Origin of the sequence: Vibrio sp. nBUS_14 (genome assembly GCF_051201655.1) — a bacterium.
Classification (GTDB): Bacteria; Pseudomonadota; Gammaproteobacteria; order Enterobacterales; family Vibrionaceae; genus Vibrio.
On record NZ_CP179206.1, the window covers coordinates 460,459 to 483,185 of the forward strand.

General features: G+C 44.6%; 18 protein-coding genes. 17 read left to right on the forward strand and 1 reads right to left on the reverse strand.

What is annotated here, in order from left to right:
- Nucleotides 1–10: 10 nt before the first annotated feature.
- The 17 genes from ACMAZD_RS02215 to tldD all read left to right on the forward strand — a co-directional run bounded on the left by ACMAZD_RS02215 (nt 11) and on the right by tldD (nt 21,022).
- Complete coding sequence (locus ACMAZD_RS02215) at nt 11–1,234, forward strand: type II secretion system F family protein (RefSeq protein ID WP_435248399.1); 1,224 nt, start codon at nt 11–13, stop codon at nt 1,232–1,234.
- 3 nt (nt 1,235–1,237) lie between these two features.
- Complete coding sequence (locus tag ACMAZD_RS02220; protein ID WP_435248400.1) at nt 1,238–1,693, forward strand: MSHA biogenesis protein MshF; 456 nt, start codon at nt 1,238–1,240, stop codon at nt 1,691–1,693.
- Nucleotides 1,694–1,771: 78 nt separating this feature from the next.
- A complete protein-coding gene (locus ACMAZD_RS02225; protein WP_435248401.1) occupies nt 1,772–2,347 on the forward strand; it encodes a prepilin-type N-terminal cleavage/methylation domain-containing protein in 576 nt (191 codons plus the stop codon).
- Nucleotides 2,348–2,382: 35 nt separating this feature from the next.
- Nucleotides 2,383–2,859, forward strand: a complete 477-nt coding sequence (locus ACMAZD_RS02230; protein WP_435248402.1) for a type II secretion system protein — start codon at nt 2,383–2,385, stop codon at nt 2,857–2,859.
- 147 nt (nt 2,860–3,006) lie between these two features.
- Nucleotides 3,007–3,498 (forward strand): GspH/FimT family pseudopilin, encoded by a 492-nt coding sequence (locus ACMAZD_RS02235; RefSeq protein WP_435248403.1) that lies wholly within the window; start codon nt 3,007–3,009, stop codon nt 3,496–3,498.
- On the forward strand, nt 3,488–4,057 hold the full coding sequence (locus ACMAZD_RS02240; protein WP_435248404.1) for a type IV pilus modification PilV family protein: 570 nt from the start codon (nt 3,488–3,490) through the stop codon (nt 4,055–4,057). The genes ACMAZD_RS02235 and ACMAZD_RS02240 overlap by 11 nt, the downstream gene beginning before the upstream one ends.
- Entirely contained in the window at nt 4,054–4,842 is a 789-nt protein-coding gene (locus ACMAZD_RS02245; RefSeq protein WP_435248405.1) for a PilW family protein, read from the forward strand. Before ACMAZD_RS02240 ends, ACMAZD_RS02245 begins: the two co-directional genes overlap by 4 nt.
- Nucleotides 4,814–5,239 carry an MSHA biogenesis protein MshP gene (locus ACMAZD_RS02250; RefSeq protein ID WP_435249313.1) on the forward strand — a complete coding sequence of 142 codons (426 nt, stop codon included), beginning with the start codon at nt 4,814–4,816 and terminating at the stop codon, nt 5,237–5,239. The genes ACMAZD_RS02245 and ACMAZD_RS02250 overlap by 29 nt, the downstream gene beginning before the upstream one ends.
- A 157-nt stretch (nt 5,240–5,396) precedes the next feature.
- Nucleotides 5,397–9,839: a DUF6701 domain-containing protein gene (locus ACMAZD_RS02255; protein ID WP_435248406.1), complete on the forward strand. Its 4,443-nt coding sequence runs from the start codon at nt 5,397–5,399 to the stop codon at nt 9,837–9,839.
- Nucleotides 9,840–10,078: 239 nt separating this feature from the next.
- Nucleotides 10,079–11,122, forward strand: coding sequence for a rod shape-determining protein (locus tag ACMAZD_RS02260; RefSeq protein WP_435248407.1), 1,044 nt, complete (start codon nt 10,079–10,081; stop codon nt 11,120–11,122).
- Between the two features lie 94 nt (nt 11,123–11,216).
- Nucleotides 11,217–12,104, forward strand: coding sequence for a rod shape-determining protein MreC (mreC, locus tag ACMAZD_RS02265; RefSeq protein WP_435248408.1), 888 nt, complete (start codon nt 11,217–11,219; stop codon nt 12,102–12,104).
- Entirely contained in the window at nt 12,094–12,582 is a 489-nt protein-coding gene (mreD, locus tag ACMAZD_RS02270; protein WP_435248409.1) for a rod shape-determining protein MreD, read from the forward strand. Before mreC ends, mreD begins: the two co-directional genes overlap by 11 nt.
- Nucleotides 12,583–12,589: 7 nt before the next feature.
- Nucleotides 12,590–13,297 (forward strand): Maf family protein, encoded by a 708-nt coding sequence (locus tag ACMAZD_RS02275; protein WP_020477233.1) that lies wholly within the window; start codon nt 12,590–12,592, stop codon nt 13,295–13,297.
- Between the two features lie 20 nt (nt 13,298–13,317).
- Nucleotides 13,318–14,787: a ribonuclease G gene (gene rng, locus ACMAZD_RS02280; RefSeq protein WP_017105386.1), complete on the forward strand. Its 1,470-nt coding sequence runs from the start codon at nt 13,318–13,320 to the stop codon at nt 14,785–14,787.
- Between the two features lie 10 nt (nt 14,788–14,797).
- Entirely contained in the window at nt 14,798–18,670 is a 3,873-nt protein-coding gene (locus tag ACMAZD_RS02285; protein WP_435248410.1) for a YhdP family protein, read from the forward strand.
- Nucleotides 18,671–18,744: 74 nt separating this feature from the next.
- Nucleotides 18,745–19,557 (forward strand): carbon-nitrogen hydrolase family protein, encoded by an 813-nt coding sequence (locus tag ACMAZD_RS02290; protein WP_435249314.1) that lies wholly within the window; start codon nt 18,745–18,747, stop codon nt 19,555–19,557.
- Between the two features lie 19 nt (nt 19,558–19,576).
- Nucleotides 19,577–21,022: a metalloprotease TldD gene (gene tldD / locus ACMAZD_RS02295; RefSeq protein ID WP_102270910.1), complete on the forward strand. Its 1,446-nt coding sequence runs from the start codon at nt 19,577–19,579 to the stop codon at nt 21,020–21,022.
- A gap of 113 nt (nt 21,023–21,135) precedes the next feature.
- Here the strand turns inward: tldD and ACMAZD_RS02300 are convergent, their stop codons facing one another.
- Nucleotides 21,136–22,515, reverse strand: a complete 1,380-nt coding sequence (locus ACMAZD_RS02300; RefSeq protein ID WP_435248411.1) for a PhoH family protein — start codon at nt 22,513–22,515, stop codon at nt 21,136–21,138.
- Between the last annotated feature and the right edge of the window lie 212 nt (nt 22,516–22,727).

The following is a 22,727-nucleotide window of genomic DNA, read 5'->3' on the forward strand; positions in this document are numbered from 1 at the left end:
GTAGAGTGATATGCCAACGTATCGTTATGTCGGTCGCAGTTCTGATGGTAGCCAGGTTACTGGTCAATTAGAGGCGAATAACGAAGATCTTGCCGCAGAAAGTTTGATGAGTAAGGGGGTTATTCCCACCTCAATCAAGCTGGATAAACGTGGTGGTTCAGTGTTAGATATGGACGTATCTAGCCTATTTTCCCCCAATGTTCCTCTTGAAGTTTTGGTTCTATTTTGTCGACAGTTATACAGCCTAACCAAGGCAGGCGTACCACTATTAAGGTCGATGAAAGGCCTGACCCAAAACTGTGAAAATAAGCAGTTGAAAGCGGCCTTAGAAGAAGTGGTTGCTGAGCTAACCAATGGTCGTGGATTATCGGCGTCGATGCAGATGCATCCCAAGGTGTTCAGTCCGCTGTTTGTCTCTATGATAGGGGTTGGTGAAAACACGGGTCGTCTCGATCAGGCTTTGCTGCAATTGGCGGGATACTATGAGCAAGAAGTCGAGACTCGTAAGCGAATTAAGACTGCGATGCGTTATCCAACCTTCGTGATCAGCTTTATTTTGGTCGCGATGTTCATTCTCAATATCAAGGTGATTCCACAGTTCTCTAGTATGTTTGCGCGCTTTGGGGTTGACCTGCCACTCCCAACTCGTATCTTAATCGGCATGTCTGAGTTCTTTGTTAATTACTGGGGCTTAATGCTCGCGGTTATCTTCGGTCTTATCTTTGCGTTTAAAGCTTGGGTTAAGACGGACAAAGGCCTAGAGGAATGGGACAGGATTCGCTTAAAAATACCCGTGATTGGTGGGGTAGTGAATCGAGCGTTACTTTCGCGATTTTCTCGTACTTTTGCCTTGATGCTGAAAGCTGGCGTTCCACTGAACCAGTCGCTAGCGCTATCGGCGGAAGCCTTGGACAACCGTTTTCTAGAGTTGCGAGTTCAAGCCATGAAGTCGGCCATTGAAGCGGGTAGTACGGTTTCTTCAACTGCGATCAATAGCGAAATTTTTACCCCACTGGTGATACAGATGATTTCTGTGGGCGAAGAGACAGGGCGCATCGATGAGCTGCTATTAGAAGTGGCAGACTATTATGACCGAGAAGTCGATTATGATCTGAAAACCTTAACCGCCAGAATTGAACCGATTTTGCTCACCATAGTGGCAGGCATGGTATTAGTTCTAGCTCTTGGTATTTTCTTACCGATGTGGGGAATGTTGGATGCAATCAAAGGCTAGGGAATGCTAAATAACCTACAACGCTCACGTTTTGTTATTTGGAGTGTGGTGATTCTTTTTCTTATTGTAGGAGTGCTCTCTGCCTTTAAAACGGTAGAAGAAGAAGCGACTAACACGGCATTGATCGTCGCGAGTAAGCGAATTTTAGAACAAGCAAATTTGTTTAAACAACACTATTTGCTCAAAGGTGATGAACAAGAAATTGGCTCTGAGCCTCCAAGGCACTACAGCAGAACAGGCTGGATAATGCCAGTTCAAGGAGCGGAGGTAGACTGTTATTACTGGCTGAACCAACTATACCCACCCCAAAGTATTTTGGGGTTAAGTTCCCCAAGAGTTGAAGACCAGAGTGATAGTATACAGTTTCATTGTACTTATCATTATAGTGATAACTATCAGATAGATATCCTACTCAAGAATGAAAGATTTGGTGTGAGAGCCAATATTTTGGCCTTGTAGAAAATTTGACGTATTTTGTGTGGTGTTAAGATTGCATAAATGTATAATGCATAATGATAATAAGGTGAGTAGGTAGAAATGCTTAAAAATCAAAAGGGTTTCTCCCTTGTCGAGTTAGTCATAGTCATCGTTGTGGTGGGTTTATTGGCGGTCGCTGCGTTACCTCGTTTTCTCGATGTCACGGATGAAGCCAAAAAATCCAGTATTGAAGGTGTGGCCGGTGGTTTTGCAACCGCCGTTTTGTCGGCGAGAGCACAGTGGGAAGCACAAGCGAGACCCTCAGAGACGATCGGTGCAGAAAGGTACAACACCGTTAATTACGATGGTATTGATTTTTGGTTAACACGTTCGAAGAGCAGTAGCAATCTTGATACTGGCTTCCGAGACGGCTATCCATGGACTCTGAACAATAATTCTGGTGCCGCGCCACAAACTATTTCAGATAAAACATGTTCTGAGTTGATGGAAAACTTACTGCAAAACCCCCCTAAAGTCGGTGCGGTTTCAGATGTCGCGAACAACTCAAACAACAAATATTCAGCGCAAGTAAATTCTGGTGATGCAACCTGTACCTACGTTCAGTTAGAAGGCAGTACCAAACACAAATTTGTTTACGAAATTAAAACTGGTCGTGTGACCGTAACTTTGCAGTAAGTCTGCGTAAAATCAAACATAGAGAGAGCTTAACTATGAAAAGACAAGGCGGTTTCACCCTAATCGAACTCGTGGTGGTAATTGTTATCCTGGGTATCCTTGCTGTCACAGCGGCACCACGCTTCCTAAACATACAAGATGATGCGAAAGATGCGACACTTCAAGGTTTAACCGGTGCAATTCAAGGTGCATCAAGTATTGTGTATGGTAAGTCAGCTATTGAAGGTAAAGAGGCTTTATCTGGTCAAAGTGTAGCTGTTGGTACAGATTCTATCCTAACAGAATATGGTTACCCTAAAGCTGATGGTGACAATATTGCTAAGATTGTACAGGGCATTGGTGCTGATGATGATTTTCAATTTATCGGTACGGTGTCCGGTGCAACCCCAACAGCAGTGACATTTGGTATTAAAAATTACACAAATAAATGTGTTAAATATACAGAAGCAACTTCATCGGCAGAGTCTTCTGTAGGTGTGTTTGATACTGGTAATGATAAAATCTGTGGTTAGTTGTAGGTAGAGTTTATAGACTTAGAGGCCAGCTCCTGCTGGCCTTTTTTCTGCCCAAAGCACATAAATATCACAACTATTCATATACATAAGTTCGTAAGTTTCGTTATCTTGTATAATCAGTATTCGCTAGGCAGTTAGAGGCCCATGATGGATAACAGCCCCACATCCAAAGGTTTTACTCTGGTAGAGCTGATCACTGTCATTCTTTTACTGGCAATTCTGTCCACATACGCTGCTAGCCGTTACTTTGGTGCCCGTTCTTTTGATCGTCATATGATCAAGAGTGAACTCATCTCTTCTCTTCGCTTGACTCAGCTGCGAGCGATGCATCGCAGCGGGCTGTGTAATCGATGGGGTGTCGTGCAAAATCAAGTGGGTCAAATGCCTGAAGATACTAACATGGCATGCCGAGCTGCTATTGATAAATCGGACAGCAGTTTTGTCGATATTTCAGGTTATGATGCCACGGTCTTGTTGACGTCAGCGGATGGTTCTCCGTTTATCGATTTTGATAGCCTAGGCCGCCCAATGCAATGTGCGACGAGTAGTGGTCAATGTCGATTAACCGTTCAACCTCAGTCTGGTATGTCGCTGTCGATTTGTATTAATACCCAGGGGGGCCTTGATGATTGCTAAACTCAGGGGCTTTACGCTTATTGAAATGGTTATCGTGATGACTATTCTGGCCATCGCTATCACGGGGGTGACGGCCTCCTTGTTTCCTCTGGGCAAGCAAAGTGCCGATCAGGCTGCTGCGGTTAAAGCAACAGAGCTAGGACGCGCCGTTATGGACGAAATACTAGGTCGTAATTTTGACCATAAATCAGGCCCTTACGGTGGTTTACCTAACTGTATCCCCAAATTGGTTGATGATGCAGAATCGTGCACTTTACCCAAAGATTTAGGCCCTGATGATGGTGAAAGTTTCATCGATAAAGCCGCTTTTAATGATGTGGATGATTTTAATGGCTTGACGGGGGATGTGACGGATGTGCTTGATGACGTGTTGCAAGGAATACATACAAGCTACACCGATTACAAAGTCAACATTGAAGTGTTTTACGAAAAAGATGATTCAGGAACCATGCTAGGACAAGCTTCTTCAATCGCGACTCACTATAAACGTATCAATGTCATCATTATCGGTCGTCAAGGTCAAGAGTATCCAATTGCAGCCATTAGGAGTAACTTTTGACTAAGGCTCGAGGCTTTACCCTCATAGAAATGGTGATATCTATTACGCTACTGGGTATCGTTGGGTTATTTGTTGGGGAAGTGATCCGTCTGTCTCTCACTCTTTATTCTGATGTTGAAGCGCGAAGCTCATTAATTCAACAAGGTCGCTTTGCTACAGAGAGGTTGCGGCGTGAGATTCGTGAAGCCGTTCCCAACAGCGTGGTCACCAACTCAAGTGGACGTTGTGTTGAGTTCTTTCCAATAGTAAATAGCGGTATTTATACTAATTTAACCACTTTCTCTCCAAGTAATACTTTGAGAGCTCTGCCTTTTACGGGTGCCGGTAAGAAGGGCGATCGTATCACGGTTTATCCCACCTCTAATGCCCAGCTTAGAACTAGCATCATCCCAACTAACAGCCAAGTGGCCGTGCTCGAGCGTGATATTGAGTTCTCTCCTGATATATCTTCCACAATGATCGATATTGAGCTTGCTTCAGCCACCAAGTTTGCCAACAACTCTCCAGCCAATCGTTTTTATGTTTATTCTCAACCGGTTGCGTTTTGCATAGTAGGAGATGAGTTACGGCGATACGATGGTTATGGTATGGACCGAACCTTAGAGCCGGGAGATACGTCATTGGGTTCAGGGGTGGTGTTGGTTGATAGTTTATTAGATGGCAATTTTTTAGCGCAAGAGGCGCAGTTGCAAAGAAATGGCTTAGTGAAAATTGAGTTAACCTTCACTGGAAATGGTGAAGTGATGAGGTTTGATGATGATGCACTTGTCTACAACACACCATAGGCAGCAAGGTAGCGGGCTGATGCTGGTCATTTTTATGCTGGTCGTAGTGATAGGTTTGGCTGCGCTTGTTGCCAATCGTAATCAAGAGCGAGGAAGTGATCAACTCCTTGCTTCAGTCATAGGAGCAAGGGCTGAAATGGCTGCGCGGTCTGGTGCCCAAGTTGAAGTTAGTCGATTTTATCAAACAGATAACACAGGAAGTTGCCATTTAGGAGCCCCTCAAACAATCAACTATAATGGTGATGGTTTGGATCAATGTTCTGTAACAATCGAGTGTAATGGAATCGGAGTAATGGATAATGGCGAGGTAGTTCGTCAATTAGTTTCGACAGGGCAATGTACCGTTGGGCAATGGACATTACAAAGAGTTATTCAGGTAGGACTTCGTGATGATTAGGCTAGGGTTGTTTTTTAGTTTGCTTATAAGTGCTTCTTTCGCTTACAGCAAAGATTATTATGTTGGCTCTGCAGTGTGGAATCTACCCCCATGTTCTGGGCTATATACGCTTCCGGCTAATAAAGTATACAAATGTTCAGGTGTTGTTGAACTCTCTGTGAGAGATAATATTTATTCATCGTCCACATCAACCTTGGTCGCAACCGGGGGGGTTGTACTTCGCGGCAGTAACAATATACAAGGACAATCAAATAAAAAACTTGGTCTTGAAGGTGACATCTATTCCTACTCTAATACAGAATTAAACCATGTAATCTTTACCGGGAATATTCGATCTCAAAACTACATCGATATTGATAACAGTGATGTCTCTGGAACGCTAACGACAGATTATGGTTATGTTAAAGTTAATTATTCGACGGGAAATATCGGGGATATTTTCTCACACAGTGGTATCTGGATGGATGGAGCCCATGTTACTGGGGATATAACCACTAGAAATAATATTGTCTCATTGAAAAACGTATCAGGAGGTGTCGGAGATATAGATTCACAAAGTGGAGTGTGGGCTGAAAATTCGACGATCGAAGGGGATATAACCACTAGAAATAATATTGTCTCATTAACAAACGTTTCAGGTGGAGTTGGTGATGTTTACGCTCTGAGCGGAGTTTTGATAGAAAATTCTGATGTTGAAGGCAGTGTCACGACGCAGTACCAAACAATTGTGATCAAAGATTCCCGCGGAGGTTTTGGTAATTTAAATGCGCAGAACGGGATAGAAGTCATCAATACTGAAATTAACGGTAACTTGGTTAATACATGGGGCGGGATTATCTTAAGAGGAACTGCGCGTATTACCGGAGATGTCACCTCATATGGTAATAATCACAACGGTGTCATTTACGTAAATGATGATGCGTCTGTTGATGGCATATGTTTATATGTAACCGTACCTGAACATGCTTGTGATAGTGGAAGTTTTCCTGAGCCTATTGCGCTATATCACTTTGATGAATCGAGTTGGGATGGTGTAAGTCATGAAGTAACGGATAGTTCGGGTAATGATTTACACGGTGTTGCAATAAATGATGCAACGACAGGCCTAGCTTCAAATTATTCCGCATTACCGAGCGTCGATTCCCTTGGAACTTGTGGTTACGGTATATTTGGTCGTCAAAAAAATCAACACGTTGAAATTGCAGATAATGATCTTTTAGATATGAATGACTCTTTTACTATTTCAGCATGGGTTAAACCTACTCGTTATCCAATATCTGGCCTGCATTCAATTTTATCAAAAGATAACAATTACGAATTTCACTTAAATTCTTCAGGGCAAATATTTTGGTGGTGGCAAGACAAAAAGAGTAATGGAGATATAAAAACAAGAACATTGACAAGTGAAGCCAGTATCCCAAAAGATAAATGGTCATTTATTACTATTAGGTATGACTCAGAACGTAACGATAATAAATCTTCGGCTAGTATATTTATTAATGGATCAGAAAGTGGAGAGATTTTAATAAATGCGAATAGAGAGCTAGTAAATAATACGAAACCGTTGCAAATAGGCCAAGACCAGAACTTTTCAGGTCGGGCTTTTGATGGTGCTATCGATGAAGTTCAGATTTTTGATAAGAGGTTAACTCAATCTGAGATAGAAAAGTTGATGGCTCAGCGACACCCATGCTCAGACTCCCCGATACTTCAGTGTTTTACGGATAGGTTTGATAATGGTGACCTCTCTGATTTATGGGTAACCTCGACAAGTAAGGGACCGTTTACTCCTCAAGTCATAAATAATCGTCTTAGATTTACTGAAGCCCAAGAAGATCAGTCGACCGCTTCAACCTATCAGCGGTTGTTTCCTGCAAAAGATAATTTAGTGGAGATTGAATTTGATCACTACGCGTATGGTGGTGACGGTGCTGACGGTATTGCCATTGTTCTCTCCGATGCCACTGTAACCCCTGCTCCGGGAGCATTTGGTGGGCCTTTGGGGTATGGTTTTAAAAGCGGAGAGCCGGGTTTTGCGGGGGGCTGGCTTGGTATTGGCATTGATGAATATGGGAACTACTCGAATGAAGGGGGGAGCGGTTCAAAGCCGGGTAGACGCAGACAAAGTGTTGCTTTGAGGGGCTCAGGTAGTGGAGAAACGGGTTATCAATATCTGGCGGGAGCATGTGAGGATGGTACAAATGCTTCAAATGGTGAGTGTTTAGACCCTTCGGTTGATGGCAGTAATGATTCCAATAGAGCCAACCACCGTTATAAAATTGTTATTGATTCTCGGCTAAATGAACAGTCGAATGTCGAGATCTTCCGTAAAATTGGCAGCGGTGATTGGAGTTCCATTGTCGGGCCCATTGATGTATTGAATAATCAATACAGTCAATCTGCAATTCCTAATGATTTCCTATTATCGATAACCGGATCAACGGGAAATTTGACTAATATTCATGAAATCGACAATCTGCAGGTATGTGCTTTGGACTCTCGTCCGGTAGGGGAGCAAATTGATCACTTTAGGTTAACGCATTCGGGTCAAGAGCTTACTTGTAATGCGGAAACTGTTTTGATTGAAGCTTGCTTAGATGCAACGTGCAGTTCGAGGTATACCGATTTTGTAACCGCTAAACTCGCACCAGCGACTCTTGATGATGGTGGATGGGTTGGTGGGAACGTCGTTACTTTTAGTGGTGGAAGCGCGAGCTTTGATATACGTAAAGAACAGATAGGTAACGTCATTTTAGGAGTGACTGGCTCTTCGCCAACCACTAAGCCTTTTGCCAAAACTTTGTGCAATAAAGCGGGTTCAGGGTTTAGTGCTAGTAACTGTGGATTGCAGTTCACCAGCAATGGTTTTGAGCTTGTCGTTAGTGATAAAATAGCTAACTTACCCACCATTGCAACGCTTAAAGCTGGAGGGAGTTGCGGTCCGGGCTTTAGCAATGAAAGTAAGAATATCGCTTTTTGGAGTACCTACGAGTCACCAACTGTGAGTGACATTGTTGGATCGCCGAAAGTTGAAATTTCAGGTACAACAATAGGTAATACTGAATCTACCGCGGCACCAATTAATGTACAGTTCAATGCTAACGGTGAAGCTCAACTGCAATTAGACTACCCAGATGCAGGTAAACTTCAATTAAATGTTAAATATACTGGCCAGCCTGGTGCAGATGATCAGGGCCTTGTTGTTGAAGGCGATGGAGAGTTTGTTAGTTTCCCGCAGCGACTTGTTGTTAGCGCGAAAAATAGCGCCAATCACTCGGGAGCTTGTGCTAGTGCCAATTTAAATTGCTCAACCTTTGCTAAAGCTGGAGAGCAGTTTGATATTGAAGTCACGGCAATGAGTGGCTCTAACTCAACCCGAGGTGCAATTCCGACACCCAATTACAGTGACAGTGTTGGAATCGAACATCTCTTGGTAGCTCCTAGCGGGGAGGATCTCGGAGAGCTTGTTTTATATGATAGCTCTGATAACCCCATCACAAACCCAGACAGTGTATTGCTTGCGCCGAGAGAGACAAAAGCGATACCAGCTACCATCTCTGAAGTGGGCGTATTTTCAATCAAGGTGACGCCTCCTAGTACTTACTTAGGCAGTAATTATCACACGATTCCTGCTGCTTTAAGCGCTAATATTGGACGTTTTTACCCTGCCTATTTTTCAGTCGTCGACTCAAGCTTGGCACCAAACTTAGATGCGTTTTGCTCGAGCGATAATGATCCTGGCTTGAAGTTTAGTTATATCGGTCAAAATTTCACTTACGAACAAGTACCTGAGCTCTATCTAGAAGCTAAATCCGTAGAGGGCGCTTTAACCAACAACTACTACCATGCGGATTGGTGGCGTTACTCGACGCCGTGGCTCGATCGTAGCTACACAGATTCTAATAGCCGGAACATCGTATTTGAAGGTGATGGGGGGACGACATCAGAGTTTGCATCAGGTCGCGTGTATTTAAGTGATGCCGAGTTGATGCGCTACGAGAAAAGCGAACCGCCACTAGAACCGTTCAATGCTGATTTTAGTTTAGTCCTTGCCGCCAGTGATTTGATGGATTCAGATAATGTGTGTGTCAAAACGTCTGATAGCGGTTCTTTAGCTGATTGTCTCTCGTATTCATTCTCAGATATTGATGAAGACATGGAACTGCGGTGGGGACGGCTTCTGATTCATGATACCTATGGCCCTGAAGTCTCACCAATTCGACAACGTATTGAAATTCAGCATTTTGAAAAGGGACGCTTTGAGACTAATGTAGATGATTCATGTACCGATTTGACTTCTATCAATCGCTTTGACTTTATTTCAGATGACTACACCGTGGTGGCATCAGGGGTACCAAACCCTCCGGAGGTCAATGCAAGTTTACAGGATACTCAGGTTGAGAAGGGGGAGTCTTGGATTGAATTTTCAGCGCCAGGTGCTGGGGATACAGGTTTAATTGATACTGAAATCGACTTAAACAAGCATGGTGTACCTTGGCTTATTGAAGACTTGGATGGTGAGGGGATTGTCTCAGGTATTGCGCAATTTGGTATTTATCGAGGCAGCGATCGCGTGATTTGGTGGACTGAAAAAAACTAGCCTCACTCATTATGTTATGCTCATTCGTTCTCTACCGCGGTAACGATCGTGTGATCTACCGAGGGGAAAGTGGCTTAACAGGTCAGTAATAATATAATTTTTGCCCCTTAAGTTAGGAATCTGTAAGAAATTACGGGTTTCAGTCCATGTTTATACTTCAATGCCTTGCCGTGACAGCAAGGCATTGGTACATTTAATGCAATTTTTTTCTTCTAATTCTTGCAGGATGAGCGAAGAGTATGTTTAAAAAACTTCGTGGCATGTTTTCAAACGACCTATCGATTGATTTAGGTACAGCCAATACCCTTATATATGTAAAAGGCCAAGGCATCGTTCTTGATGAGCCTTCCGTTGTCGCTATTCGCCAAGATCGTACGGGGTCTGCAAAGAGTGTCGCTGCTGTTGGTCACGCTGCTAAGCAAATGCTTGGTCGTACGCCTGGTAACATTTCAGCGATCCGTCCGATGAAAGACGGTGTAATTGCCGACTTTTACGTAACCGAAAAAATGCTTCAGCACTTCATTAAGCAAGTGCATGACAACAGTGTTCTTAAACCAAGCCCTCGTGTTTTGGTGTGTGTACCTTGTGGCTCAACGCAAGTTGAGCGTCGTGCAATCCGTGAATCAGCGCTAGGTGCTGGTGCTCGTGAGGTTTACCTAATGGATGAGCCTATGGCTGCTGCGATTGGTGCTGGCCTACGTGTATCTGAGCCAACGGGTTCAATGGTGGTTGATATCGGTGGTGGTACGACTGAAGTTGCGGTTATCTCACTCAACGGTGTAGTTTACTCGTCTTCTGTACGTATCGGTGGTGACCGTTTTGATGAAGCTATTATCAATTATGTTCGTCGTAACTACGGCAGCTTGATCGGTGAAGCGACAGCAGAGAAGATCAAACACGAAATCGGTTCAGCTTACCCTGGCGATGAAGTGGAAGAGATCGAAGTACGTGGTCGTAACCTTGCTGAAGGTGTGCCTCGTAGCTTTAGCCTGAACTCAAACGAAATCCTTGAAGCGCTTCAAGAGCCTCTATCTGGCATCGTATCTGCAGTGATGGTTGCGCTAGAACAGTGTCCACCAGAGCTCGCTTCTGATATCTCAGAAAATGGTATGGTGCTGAGCGGTGGTGGTGCATTGCTTAAAGACCTTGATCGTCTGCTAACAGAAGAAACAGGTATCCCTGTTGTTATTGCAGAAGAGCCACTGACGTGTGTTGCTCTAGGTGGCGGTAAAGCTCTAGAGATGATCGACATGCACGGCGGCGACCTGTTCAGCGAAGAATAATATCGAGTGCTAGGCTCTTTTATCATCTAGTTTTATGTAAAGGGCCCAGGACCTTGTCTATAGGATCAAATGTAGCTCTAGGACCAAATATAGAATGAAGCCAATTTTTGGTAGAGGTCCCTCTCTACAATTGCGCCTGTTTTTTGCTGTGACTTTATCAGCCAGCCTTATGCTGGCTGATAGTCGTTTAGATGCTTTCTCAAATTTCCGCTATCTATTGAACAGCATGGTTGCACCTATTCAATATGCAGCCAACTTACCTCGTACTATGTTCGATGGTGTCTATGATCGCTTTAGTACTCATAAAGGGCTAATCGAATCCAACCATAATATGAAACAAGAAGTCTTACGCCTGAAGAGCGAGTTGATTCTGCTTGAGCAATACCAAGAAGAAAACAAGCGCCTCCGTAAGCTGTTAGGATCTCCGTTTATCCGTGATGAAAAGAAAGTTGTTACTGAAGTTATGGCGGTAGACACTTCACCCTATCGTCATCAAATTGTGATCGACAAAGGTCAGATTGATGGTGTGTATGAGGGGCAGCCGGTAATCAATGAAAAAGGCATCGTCGGCCAAGTCACTTTTGTGGCTGCTCACAATAGCCGTGTTCTTCTACTCACTGATGCAAACAATGCGATTCCAGTTCAGGTTATTCGTAACGATATTCGAGTGATCGCTTCGGGTAATGGCATGATTGATGAGATTCAGCTAGAGCACATTCCAAGCAGTACCGATATACAAGAAGAAGATCTACTCGTGACGTCTGGCTTGGGTGGGGTATACCCAGAAGGCTATCCAGTAGCTTACGTTTCTGCCGTTGATTATGACCCGAAACGTGAGTTCGCCGTTATTAAAGCAGAGCCAGTGGTTGAGTTCGATAAGCTCAGATACTTGCTGCTTGTATGGCCAGATGAAAGCAAACAGATGCAAGCGGATCAATCCAGCATAGAACAAGCATTGTTAGAGGGCGAATATGGCCAATAGCGTTTTAAGAAGCAAGGTAGTCATTGGTTGCTCATTTTTGATCGCGCTTATTCTGCAGACGATCCCTTGGCCTGGTAGTTTGGATCTATTCAGGCCGTCTTGGCTATTGTTGGTTAACTGTTACTGGGTTCTTGCTCTTCCTCACCGTGTTAACGTGGGTAGTGCTTTGATTCTAGGCTTATTGTGGGATCTTTTGATCGGTTCTACATTAGGTATTCGTGGGATGATGATGGCAATCGTGATGTACATTATTACACTCAACTTCCTCGTGATCCGCAACATGGCGTTGTGGCAACAAGCCATGATCATCGCGGCTTTAACGCTATTGTTTGAAGTATTAATCTTCTTTGGTGAATATTTGATTCAAGATGTCGTTTTTAATCCATTATCGCTATGGAGCGCATTGATTAACTGTATACTTTGGCCGTGGATGTTTTTATTAATGAGACGAGTCCGTCGCCATTGGCATGTGAGGTAATATGACAATGGAAAAGAAACATTTAGTTTTGGCATCCGGTTCACCACGCCGTAAAGAATTGCTATCCCAACTTGGTTATGAGTTTTCTGTCCTTGTGACTGATGTGGAAGAGTGTAAACACGCCCAAGAAACCGCCGAAGAGTACGTTCAACGTCTATCTTTAGATAAAGCCTTAGCAGCGCTATCTTTATTAACAGAGAATTCTTCTGAAAAGCAGCATGTCGTCACTGGTTCTGATACTGTAGTTTCTAGTTCTGACAATCGAGATCTAGGCTCTGATATTGCGGCTGTTGGCTCAGATATTGTGGCTCTTGACTCAGATATTGTCGCTCTTGACTCTGAAATAGTGGTCCTTGGTTCTGATACGGTCGTGGTCAGCCAAGAGCAAGTGCTCGAGAAGCCTGCAGATCTTGCTGATTCTAAGCGTATGCTTACTCAGTTAGCGAATGAACGTCATCAAGTAATGACGGCCGTTTCTGTCGTTTCTGCTGAAAAACAAAAAACAGAAATCATTATTACCGACGTATGGTTTAAACCCCTCAGTGAAAAAGAAATAGAACAATACTGGCAAACAGGGGAGCCATGCGACAAAGCCGGTAGCTATGGGATTCAAGGTTTGGGTGGACGTTTTGTCACCCGAATTGAAGGTAGTTATTACGCCGTTGTCGGCTTACCTTTATTTGAAACGGACCAGCTACTGCAAGAATTCTTATAATTACTAATCTGAGGTGCACCATGAGTGCTGAATTGTTGCTGAACGTGACCCCGAGTGAAACTCGTGTGGCCATGATTGAAGGGGGAGCTCTTCAAGAGATCCATGTCGAACGAGATGCTCGACGCGGTATCGTAGGAAATATCTATAAAGGGCGTGTAAGTCGTGTTCTTCCTGGAATGCAGGCTGCATTTGTGGATATAGGCCTTGAGAAAGCAGCATTTTTACATGCCTCAGACATTGTTCCGCACACTGAATGTGTTGCTGAAAATGAAAAGAAGCAGTTTCAGGTACGCGATATTTCCGAGCTTGTCCGTCAAGGTCAGGATATTGTGGTTCAGGTTGTTAAAGACCCTCTTGGAACGAAAGGCGCTCGTTTAACCACTGATATCACCTTGCCGTCTCGTTACTTGGTGTTTATGCCGGGCGCTAGCCATGTCGGTGTTTCCCAGCGTATCGAAAGCGAATCAGAACGTAATCGTCTTAAAAAAGCCGTATCTCGTTACTGTGATGAGCACGGTGGTTTTATCATCCGTACTGCCGCTGAAGGTGCTGATTTTCATGAGCTTGAGCAAGACGCTGCTTTCTTGAAGCGTTTGTGGCTCAAAGTAGTAGAGCGCCGTGGTAAGCATAAGGCTCGTACACGCTTATATGGTGAACTGTGCTTAAGTCAGCGTATCTTGCGTGATTTTGTGGGTACTGAGCTGAGTAAGATTCAGGTTGACTCTCGCCTCGAATTTGAAAATCTGAAAGAGTTTACTTCGGAGTACGTACCTGAGCTTACCGATAAGCTTGAGCTGTACGAAGGTGATAAACCGATCTTTGATATGTACGACACGGAGAATGAGATTCAACGTTCACTGGATCGTAAAGTAGAATTGAAGTCTGGTGGGTATCTGATTATCGACCAAACAGAAGCAATGACAACCGTTGACATCAATACTGGTGCCTTTGTTGGTCGTCGTAATCTAGAAGAGACGATTTTCAATACCAATGTAGAAGCGACACAAGCGATTGCTCGCCAACTCCGCCTGCGTAATTTAGGCGGTATCATCATAATCGACTTTATTGATATGTTGTCTGAAGAACACCGTAAGCGAGTACTCACTTCTTTAGAAGCGGCGCTCGATAAAGACCGTGTGAAAACCAACATTAATGGCTTCACACAACTTGGCTTAGTTGAGATGACTCGTAAACGTACCCGTGAAAGTATTGAGCATATTCTGTGTTCTAGCTGTCCTGCCTGTGAAGGTCGTGGCAGTGTGAAGACAGTCGAAACCGTGTGTTATGAAATACTTCGAGAAATTACTCGTGTAAATCGTGCCTACGATGCTGATAAGTTCGTGGTTTATGCGGCAGCAGCGGTTGCTGAGGCATTAGAGGGTGAAGAGTCTCATGCGCTTGCAGAGCTTGAAGTCTTTATTGGTAAACAAGTGAAAATTCAGGCTGAGCCTCTGTACATACAAGAGCAGTTTGATGTCGTTATGATGTAATGGATATTTTGTGAGTTCTACTGTTACTCTGATGTTACGTACGTGTCTATGGTTAGTGGTTACTCTCTTAGTAACGCTAGCCATTGCTGTCACTACACTGCGTGTCGCCTTACCCAATTTAAATAAGTATCAATCTGAAATTGAGCTTTGGGTAAACCAACATTCCGGTTTTGAATTTTCTATTCAAGATGTGGGTGGATTTTGGCGTAACACTCACCCCTCTATCGCGCTGCAAGGCGTTCAAGCCCGTCTTCCTAATGCTGAAGATGTGACCTTCTCTGTAGAACGTGTCGACGTTGAATTTGATTTGATTCAATCTCTGGTACAGATGCGTCCTGTTGTTGCAGACCTTGTAATGAATCGAATGTATCTGGATATACGTTCGATCGATCTGTTTGCGGGGCAGAGCGGCAAAGATAAACCTAAAAAGTCAGGCTCTTCCAAGCGGGTGATGCAAGAGCTGGATAACTTACTTCTAAAAACGTTAGTGGATGTGACCGCCAAAGACTCCTCTCTCCTTTATCGAACCATCTCTGATGAAGAGCGCCAGCTCGATTTCGAAACCTTAAAGTGGAAAAACTCAGGTAAGCACCACCTCGCGGAAGGTGTTGTGAGCATTAAAGACGCCAACCTTAATTCGTTGTCAGTAAGTGCTAACTTTATCGATGGTGGCTCATTGGCCGATGTGACCGGTGAGTTCTATGTGAGTGCAGATAACATCTTGGTTAAACCATGGCTAACTCGTCACATGCTGGCCGAATCCGGCATAGAAACGGGCACGGTGAGCCTGAACAGTTGGGTTACCCTGAAAAACAGTAAGCCGGTAAATACCTACATAGAAGTGCTGCCGTCGGAATTGAGTTGGAACGAAGATGGCCAACATGATTTGATGTTTGAATCAGGCGTTTTTAAGTTGTCTCCCATTGAGCATGGGTGGCAAGTGAATGGCCACTCACTTAACCTTAGAACGGATGATAGGCCTTGGCCCGAACTCGATGTTGCCTTCAAGTGGAATAAAGGTCCGTGGCAACTTAATGTCTCTGAACTTGATGTGGAAACTATTACCCCGTTAATCAAGTTGATGCCAGATTATGCGCAATCAACCAATATGATCAATTCGTTGAAGCCGGGTGGATCCGTTTTTGATATTCGGGTCTCAATGGATTCAGGCATCGAAAGCTTACGTTATTCAGCGAGCTTTAGTGATCTTGCCATCGAGCAGTGGGAAATGGCCCCGGGCTTTAGCCAAGTATCAGGCAGTGTATTTGGTTCTGCGTCACAAGCGAAAGCCAGTTTGCACGTTGTTGATGATGTGTTCCCTTATGGCGACGTATTCCAAGCGCCTCTCAATATCAAGCAAGGTCAGGTTGATATTGTTTGGCAGCAAGATGAAAACGGTTGGCAGCTTTGGTCTGATAAAATCACTGCAGCAACGCCAGACTTACAAGTCTTAGGTGCATTTCGTTTGGACTTCCCGAATGATGCGAGCCCGTTCTTGTCTTTCTACGGTGAAGCGGACGCTTACAATGTGGGTGAAACATGGCGTTATTTACCAACGTTGGCACTTGGACAAGATCTAACCGATTACCTTTCAACTGCGATTCAAGCGGGCAAAGCTGATACGGTAAAACTGTTATGGCATGGTGAACTGGGTCAATACCCATACACTAACAATGACGGGATCTTCCAAGTTTGGGTTAGCCTAGAAAATGCGAAGTTCAGCTTTGATACGGCGTGGCCACTGATCACCGATCTTCAGCTTGATCTCCTGTTTGAAAATGATGCGATGCACCTTGATTCGCGCTCTGCTCAATTGATGGACGTAACGGCTGACCGTATTACCGGGCGTGTTCCTTATTTAGGAGAAGGCGGCCATATTGAGATTGAAGCAAAAGCGACGGCTTCGGGTAATGCTGTTCGTGATTATATGACGGCTTCGCCATTGGTTGACTCTGTGGGTGCTGCCTTGACGGCGCTGCAAGTGAGTGGTGATATATCGTCTGAATTCCAACTCAATATTCCTTTTGATTCAGAAAAAGAGCCAAGAGCATGGGGTTATGCCGATCTCAAAGGTAACCATGTTGAGATTGAGGCACCGCCAATGGTGCTCGAAAACACAACGGGACGTATCGAGTTTGATAATGATGTCATCACGGCGAATGGCTTATCTGCTGATTTATTAAAACAAGGCATCTCTGTTGATTTTAAAGGCCTTAATGACGGCCCTGGTTATGCGGTTGATATCGATGTTTTAGGTGACTGGGACGTGAAACCTCTAGAGCCTTATATTGGCGAACAGTGGTTGAGTCGCCTGTCTGGTCATGCGCAATGGCAAAGTCAGATTGATATCCAATTGAATGATATCGGTTTTACTTACCAATTGGATTTGCAGTCTGACCTAAAATATCTTGCGAGCGATTACCCTTATCCATTGGCGAAAAAATCTCTGGAGAGTGGTTCTGCTAGGTTACAAGCCTCGGGCAACCAAGAAGCCATTACTGCGCGCCTGCAACTGCCGAATACCAAGTATCAAGCTGAAATTGATATTACGGGTGAAGTGCCCGAATTAACTGCAACTAATCTAGTATTAGGTCGAGGTGGCTATAAGATTAGCCCGGTAGTTGGCCACCATGCATTGATTCGCACTGATAAGTTTAATGCTGATGATTGGCTTTCGGTACTTATGGAGCCGGTACAGTCGTCAACCGCTGTTCTGAGCCAAATGAACACACCAACTATTCCGGCTCCAAGTCGTGTGACTTTTGAAAGTAAGGAGCTGATCTTAGGGGGCATTTCTTGGAATGATGTTGATTTTAGTGCGCGTAAGAATAAGCAAGCTTGGCAAATGGAAGTATCAAGCCAAGAGTTAGAAGGGGATATTAATTATCTGCCTCCTTATGATTTAACCGTGTCATTGGATCGCTTGCATCTGTTTGTTCCTGAATGGAGCGATAAATCAAAGCAGGAGCCATTGCTGCAACGCAAAGAGCAAGAAGCACCGTTGATCTCTGAACTTGATAAAAAGATCTATGATGCGATGCCTAATCTTAAGCTCACACTGAACGATTTTTGGTTGCAAGGCTATAAAGTCGGTAAGGTCGATGTTGAGCTAGCAAGGCAAGGCGATCGTATTGAGTGGAACAAGATTCAAGTTCGAAGCGGAAACAATAAAGCCGATGTGAGTGGCTGGTGGGCACTGAATGGTGACAAGAGTCATTCATCGTTATCGATTGATGTCGAAGGTGAAAATAACAGTGAGTTAATGGAACGCTTCGGTATTACGTCAGGGATTCAAAAAGCCCCTTTTGCGTTGGAAGGTCAGCTTGAGTGGGACGGTTCTCCATGGGGTATTCAGATGGATACCATTGGCGGCAATGTTAAAACCGAACTGGGTAAAGGCTTCATCTCGGACGTAAGTGGCGCGGCTCGATTGCTTGGCCTGTTTAGTCTAGATTCGATTATCCGTAAGATGCAGCTCGATTTCTCTGATGTGTTTGATAAAGGTATGGCATTCAACAGCATTACGGGTACTGGCGAAATCCAAAATGGTATCTTCTTAACCAATGATCTGAACATGGATGCGGCTGCCGGTGAAATGAAGATCAAAGGTATCGCGAATCTGAACACTCGTCAGGTCGATGCAGAGGTCAACTTCACTCCAGATATCACGTCAGGAATCCCAGTATTAACGGCGTTTGCGGTAACCCCACAAACGGCGCTATATGTATTGGCGGTGACCACGGTTATTTCACCGGTTGTTGAGGTCTTTACTCAAGTCAATTACTCAGTAAAAGGTCCGCTGGACTCGCCAATCGTCAGCGAGCTTTCGCGTAGCTCAGGTGAGTTTCAGTTACCAGAGAAGCTTAGGAAATTAGCGGAATAGTCGTGAGAGGCGAGTCAGTTTATATGCGGCTAAATTCGGATTTCTGAATCATAATGAATGGAGAAGCGGTGCACATGGATTGTGTTGGATTGATTCAAATGACGTCAGGCCCAGTTCCTGAGCAGAACCTTGATTACCTTGAGCACGAGGTAGCAAAGTGCAAGACGTTAGGGGCTAAGTGGGTTGTGTGTCCTGAGAATGCATTAGTGTTCGGCAATAAAGCCGATTATCACCAATATGCAGAACCTCTTAATAATGGGCCTTTGCAGCAGAAACTATCGGAGCTAGCAAAGCGACACCGTGTTTGGATTGTTGTCGGTAGTATGCCAATTCAAACGGCTGCAGGTGTGACTACGAGCACATTAGTTATCGATGATTTTGGCGCCTTAGTGACTCATTACGATAAGCTGCACATGTTTGACGTTGATGTGGCTGATGCGCATAAATGTTATCGCGAGTCCGATATTTTCACGTCGGGTGACCGAGTTGTGACAACGGAAACGCCTTTTGGTCGCTTAGGTTTGAGTATTTGTTATGATGTGCGCTTTCCTCACTTGTATTCCGAGTTACGCAAGCAAGGTGCGCAGATCATCGTGGTTCCCGCGGCGTTTACGGCCGTTACTGGTCAAGCTCACTGGGAAGCCTTATTAAGGTGCCGTGCCATCGAGACTCAGTCTTGGATTGTTGCGGTAGGGCAAGGGGGAAAGCATCCTTGCCAAAGAGAAACATGGGGACACTCAATGGTGGTTGATCCATGGGGGCGGGTGGTCGCACAGTTAGACCAAGACCCTAAAAGTATGGTGGTTGAGATAGACACATCCAGTTGCGAATCGATCAGGCAGAATATGCCAATAGCGCAGCACTCTCGATTTACCAATCAATTTTAATTTTAAACAAGAGCCATTTATGAGCATTAATCAAATTGAAGAAGCGCTACTAAACCCGACAGGGCTGACGGAGCAAAATATCGCAGATACACTGGCGAGTATTGCTACCCGCCAAATTGATTATGCTGATATCTATTTCCAATCGAGCTGGCACGAGTCGTTGGTACTAGAAGATAGCATCATTAAAGATGGCTCTTTTAATATCGACTGCGGTGTTGGCGTTCGTGCTGTATCTGGCGAAAAAACCGGTTTTGCTTACTCAGATCAAATCCAATTGGATGGTCTTAAGCAGAGCGCAATTGCAGCTCGTGGTATTGCGAAGCAAGGTCAAAACGGTAAAGTTCATGCATTTAAGCGTAACTCGAACCAAGCTTACTATGACGCAGTTAACCCGCTAGCAAGCTGGGAAAAACAGCAAAAAACAGAATTACTAAAAGCGCTTGATGCTTACATTCGAACCAAAGAACCAATGATCACTGAAGTATCAGTGAGTCTAAGCGGTGTACACGAGCAAATGCTTGTTGCCGCGACTGACGGCACTTTCGCTGGTGATGTTCGTCCGCTAGTTCGTCTATCAATCAGCGTACTTGCGCAGAAAGGCGATCGTCGTGAGCGTGGCAGTGCTGGTGGCGGTGGTCGTTTTGGTTACGATTTCTTTTTAAGTGATGTTGACGGCTCCCAAGTTGCTTACCAATTTGCTGATGAAGCGATTCGCCAAGCGCTAGTTAACCTTGAAGCGGTTGCTGCACCTGCGGGCGCAATGCCAGTTGTTCTGGGTTCTGGTTGGCCAGGCGTTCTTCTACATGAAGCGGTAGGCCACGGTTTAGAAGGTGACTTTAACCGTAAAGAGTCTTCAGTCTTTTCTGGCAAGATCGGCGAGCAAGTTACATCAAGCCTATGTACGATTGTTGATGACGGTACATTGACTGATCTTCGTGGTTCATTGAACGTGGATGATGAAGGTGTGAATGGTCAGTACAACACGCTAATCGAAAACGGCATCCTAAAAGGCTACATGCAGGATAAGCTTAATGCTCGTCTAATGGGTGTGGCACCAACCGGTAACGGTCGTCGTGAGTCTTACGCGCATCTTCCAATGCCGCGTATGACCAACACATACATGCTACCGGGTGAACACACACCGGAAGAGATCATTGCGACGGTTGAGAGAGGCATCTACGCACCTAACTTTGGTGGTGGTCAGGTTGATATTACTTCTGGTAAGTTCGTGTTCTCGGCTTCTGAAGCGTACATGATTGAAAACGGTAAGATCACTCACCCAGTGAAAGGCGCAACGCTAATCGGTTCTGGCATCGAAGCGATGCAGCAAGTATCTATGGTCGGCAACGATCTAAGCATCGACCGTGGTGTTGGTGTGTGTGGTAAGGCTGGTCAAAGTGTGCCAGTCGGTGTTGGTCAACCAACATTGAAACTAGACTCACTAACGGTTGGTGGTACTGAGTAATTCAGGCTAGCCATGTTTGATTAGAATTTCAGATTCCTAGAAGTTAGAAGCGCCTCCAATGTGAGGCGCTTTTTTGTTTTTAGGTTACTGATTCAGTGAACGTACATAATTGTCTACATGTTCTCTTCAGCAAACTCTGCCAGTCGGCTACGCACCACACCATTAAGGTGGATATTGGCACTGCCTTCGAAGTTTTTAAAACGCTCTACCATGTAGGTGAGGCCTGATGTCACAGGGGTTAAGTAGGAAGAGTCTATCTGAGCCAGGTTTCCTGAACAGACGATCTTGGTGCCTTCACCACAACGGGTGATGATGGTTTTGATTTGAGACGCGGTGAGGTTTTGACACTCATCCAGCAGTACAAACGCATTCTGGATCGAACGGCCACGCATGAAGTTGATTGATTTGAACTGGATATTGGCTTTATCGCAGATGTATTTCATCGATCCTTCGGTGCAGTGATCATTCTTGTGCAGCGCTTCGAGTGTATCGGTCACCGCAGCTAACCAAGGCAACATCTTCTCTTCCTCGGTTCCGGGAAGAAAACCAATGGATTCACCGATGTCAGGTGTGTTTCGGGTTACGATGATCTTATCGAAATGTTTAAGCTCAATGGTTTGTTCAAGAGCGGCTGCCATGGCAAGCAAGGTTTTTCCGCTCCCCGCAGCACCCGTTAAAATCACCAAATCAATATCGGGGTCAAGTAACGCATCAATCGCTATGCCTTGATAGATGTTCTTTGGCGTAATATCCCACGCCCTGCGGTTCATTAATCGTTCTCGGCTTAAGTCTCGCAGGGTGATAGTTTCCGGTTCAATCTCTTCGACACGAGCAGCAAAGTCACTGTCTTGATCAATAATGTATTGATTGATGAACGTAGGTTCGAATGCTGTTCTTGCGAGGGTGTGCAGTGTTTTTCCTCCAAGATTCTGACTTTCAACATTGTCTATAGCATCCCAAAATGACCCTTCAAGCTGTTGAAAGCCCTTAGTGAGATATTGGACGTCATCAATTAATTGGTCGGTTTGGTAGTCCTCAACAAAGCGTACACCAGCACCTTTGGCTCGTAAGCGCATGTTGATGTCTTTGGTAATGAGTACCACTTCTCGTGGCGCGCGTTTATTTTGTAAGTACAACACACCATTGAGAATGCGATTATCACCAGCCTTATCGTCGGCAAAGGCTTTAATGCTTTCTTGGAGTTCGTAGTCTGCGAGTATTGAAATAGTGCCTGAAGCGCTTACATCGGTTGAGAAAGGAATGCCTTCGGATATTTTGTCTGGCGTTGCGTCATGGAAAAGATCTTCTAATGCTCTGATTGCGACTCTGGCATCGCGAGCAACATCGCGTTTACTGTCCTTAATTCTGTCGAGTTCTTCGAGTACCGTCATTGGGATGACGACATCGTGCTCCTGAAACGAAAATATAGCAAAGGGTTCGTGAAGTAAGATATTGGTATCTAGAACAAATAATTTCCGATTGGTATCGCCCATAGTATCTCCTTGCCACCATGTGGCTCGAATGGGTTGATTGAACGCTAGCAAACTCTTGATGTGTTTGACGGCATTACTATCAAGCACTTATCAAAAGTACACCGAGTAGATCCTACCTCTAGTAGTAATAGCTCAAATATGAAGAGTCTGCTCGAAATAACTTATCTACTCCCTCTAGAGTAACCAAGAATTTTTGACAGTTTGATTGCATT

Excerpts from the sequence above, each read along its gene's own strand:
- ACMAZD_RS02215 (WP_435248399.1), top strand. The coding sequence starts at position 11 with ATGCCAACGTATCGTTATGTCGGTCGCAGTTCTGATGGTAGCCAGGTT.
- ACMAZD_RS02220 (WP_435248400.1), top strand. The coding sequence starts at position 1,238 with ATGCTAAATAACCTACAACGCTCACGTTTTGTTATTTGGAGTGTGGTG.
- ACMAZD_RS02225 (WP_435248401.1), top strand. The coding sequence starts at position 1,772 with ATGCTTAAAAATCAAAAGGGTTTCTCCCTTGTCGAGTTAGTCATAGTC.
- ACMAZD_RS02230 (WP_435248402.1), top strand. The coding sequence starts at position 2,383 with ATGAAAAGACAAGGCGGTTTCACCCTAATCGAACTCGTGGTGGTAATT.
- ACMAZD_RS02235 (WP_435248403.1), top strand. The coding sequence starts at position 3,007 with ATGATGGATAACAGCCCCACATCCAAAGGTTTTACTCTGGTAGAGCTG.
- ACMAZD_RS02240 (WP_435248404.1), top strand. The coding sequence starts at position 3,488 with ATGATTGCTAAACTCAGGGGCTTTACGCTTATTGAAATGGTTATCGTG.
- ACMAZD_RS02250 (WP_435249313.1), top strand. The coding sequence starts at position 4,814 with ATGATGCACTTGTCTACAACACACCATAGGCAGCAAGGTAGCGGGCTG.
- ACMAZD_RS02260 (WP_435248407.1), top strand. The coding sequence starts at position 10,079 with ATGTTTAAAAAACTTCGTGGCATGTTTTCAAACGACCTATCGATTGAT.
- mreC (WP_435248408.1), top strand. The coding sequence starts at position 11,217 with ATGAAGCCAATTTTTGGTAGAGGTCCCTCTCTACAATTGCGCCTGTTT.
- mreD (WP_435248409.1), top strand. The coding sequence starts at position 12,094 with ATGGCCAATAGCGTTTTAAGAAGCAAGGTAGTCATTGGTTGCTCATTT.
- ACMAZD_RS02275 (WP_020477233.1), top strand. The coding sequence starts at position 12,590 with ATGGAAAAGAAACATTTAGTTTTGGCATCCGGTTCACCACGCCGTAAA.
- rng (WP_017105386.1), top strand. The coding sequence starts at position 13,318 with ATGAGTGCTGAATTGTTGCTGAACGTGACCCCGAGTGAAACTCGTGTG.
- ACMAZD_RS02290 (WP_435249314.1), top strand. The coding sequence starts at position 18,745 with ATGGATTGTGTTGGATTGATTCAAATGACGTCAGGCCCAGTTCCTGAG.
- tldD (WP_102270910.1), top strand. The coding sequence starts at position 19,577 with ATGAGCATTAATCAAATTGAAGAAGCGCTACTAAACCCGACAGGGCTG.
- ACMAZD_RS02300 (WP_435248411.1), bottom strand. The coding sequence starts at position 22,515 with ATGGGCGATACCAATCGGAAATTATTTGTTCTAGATACCAATATCTTA.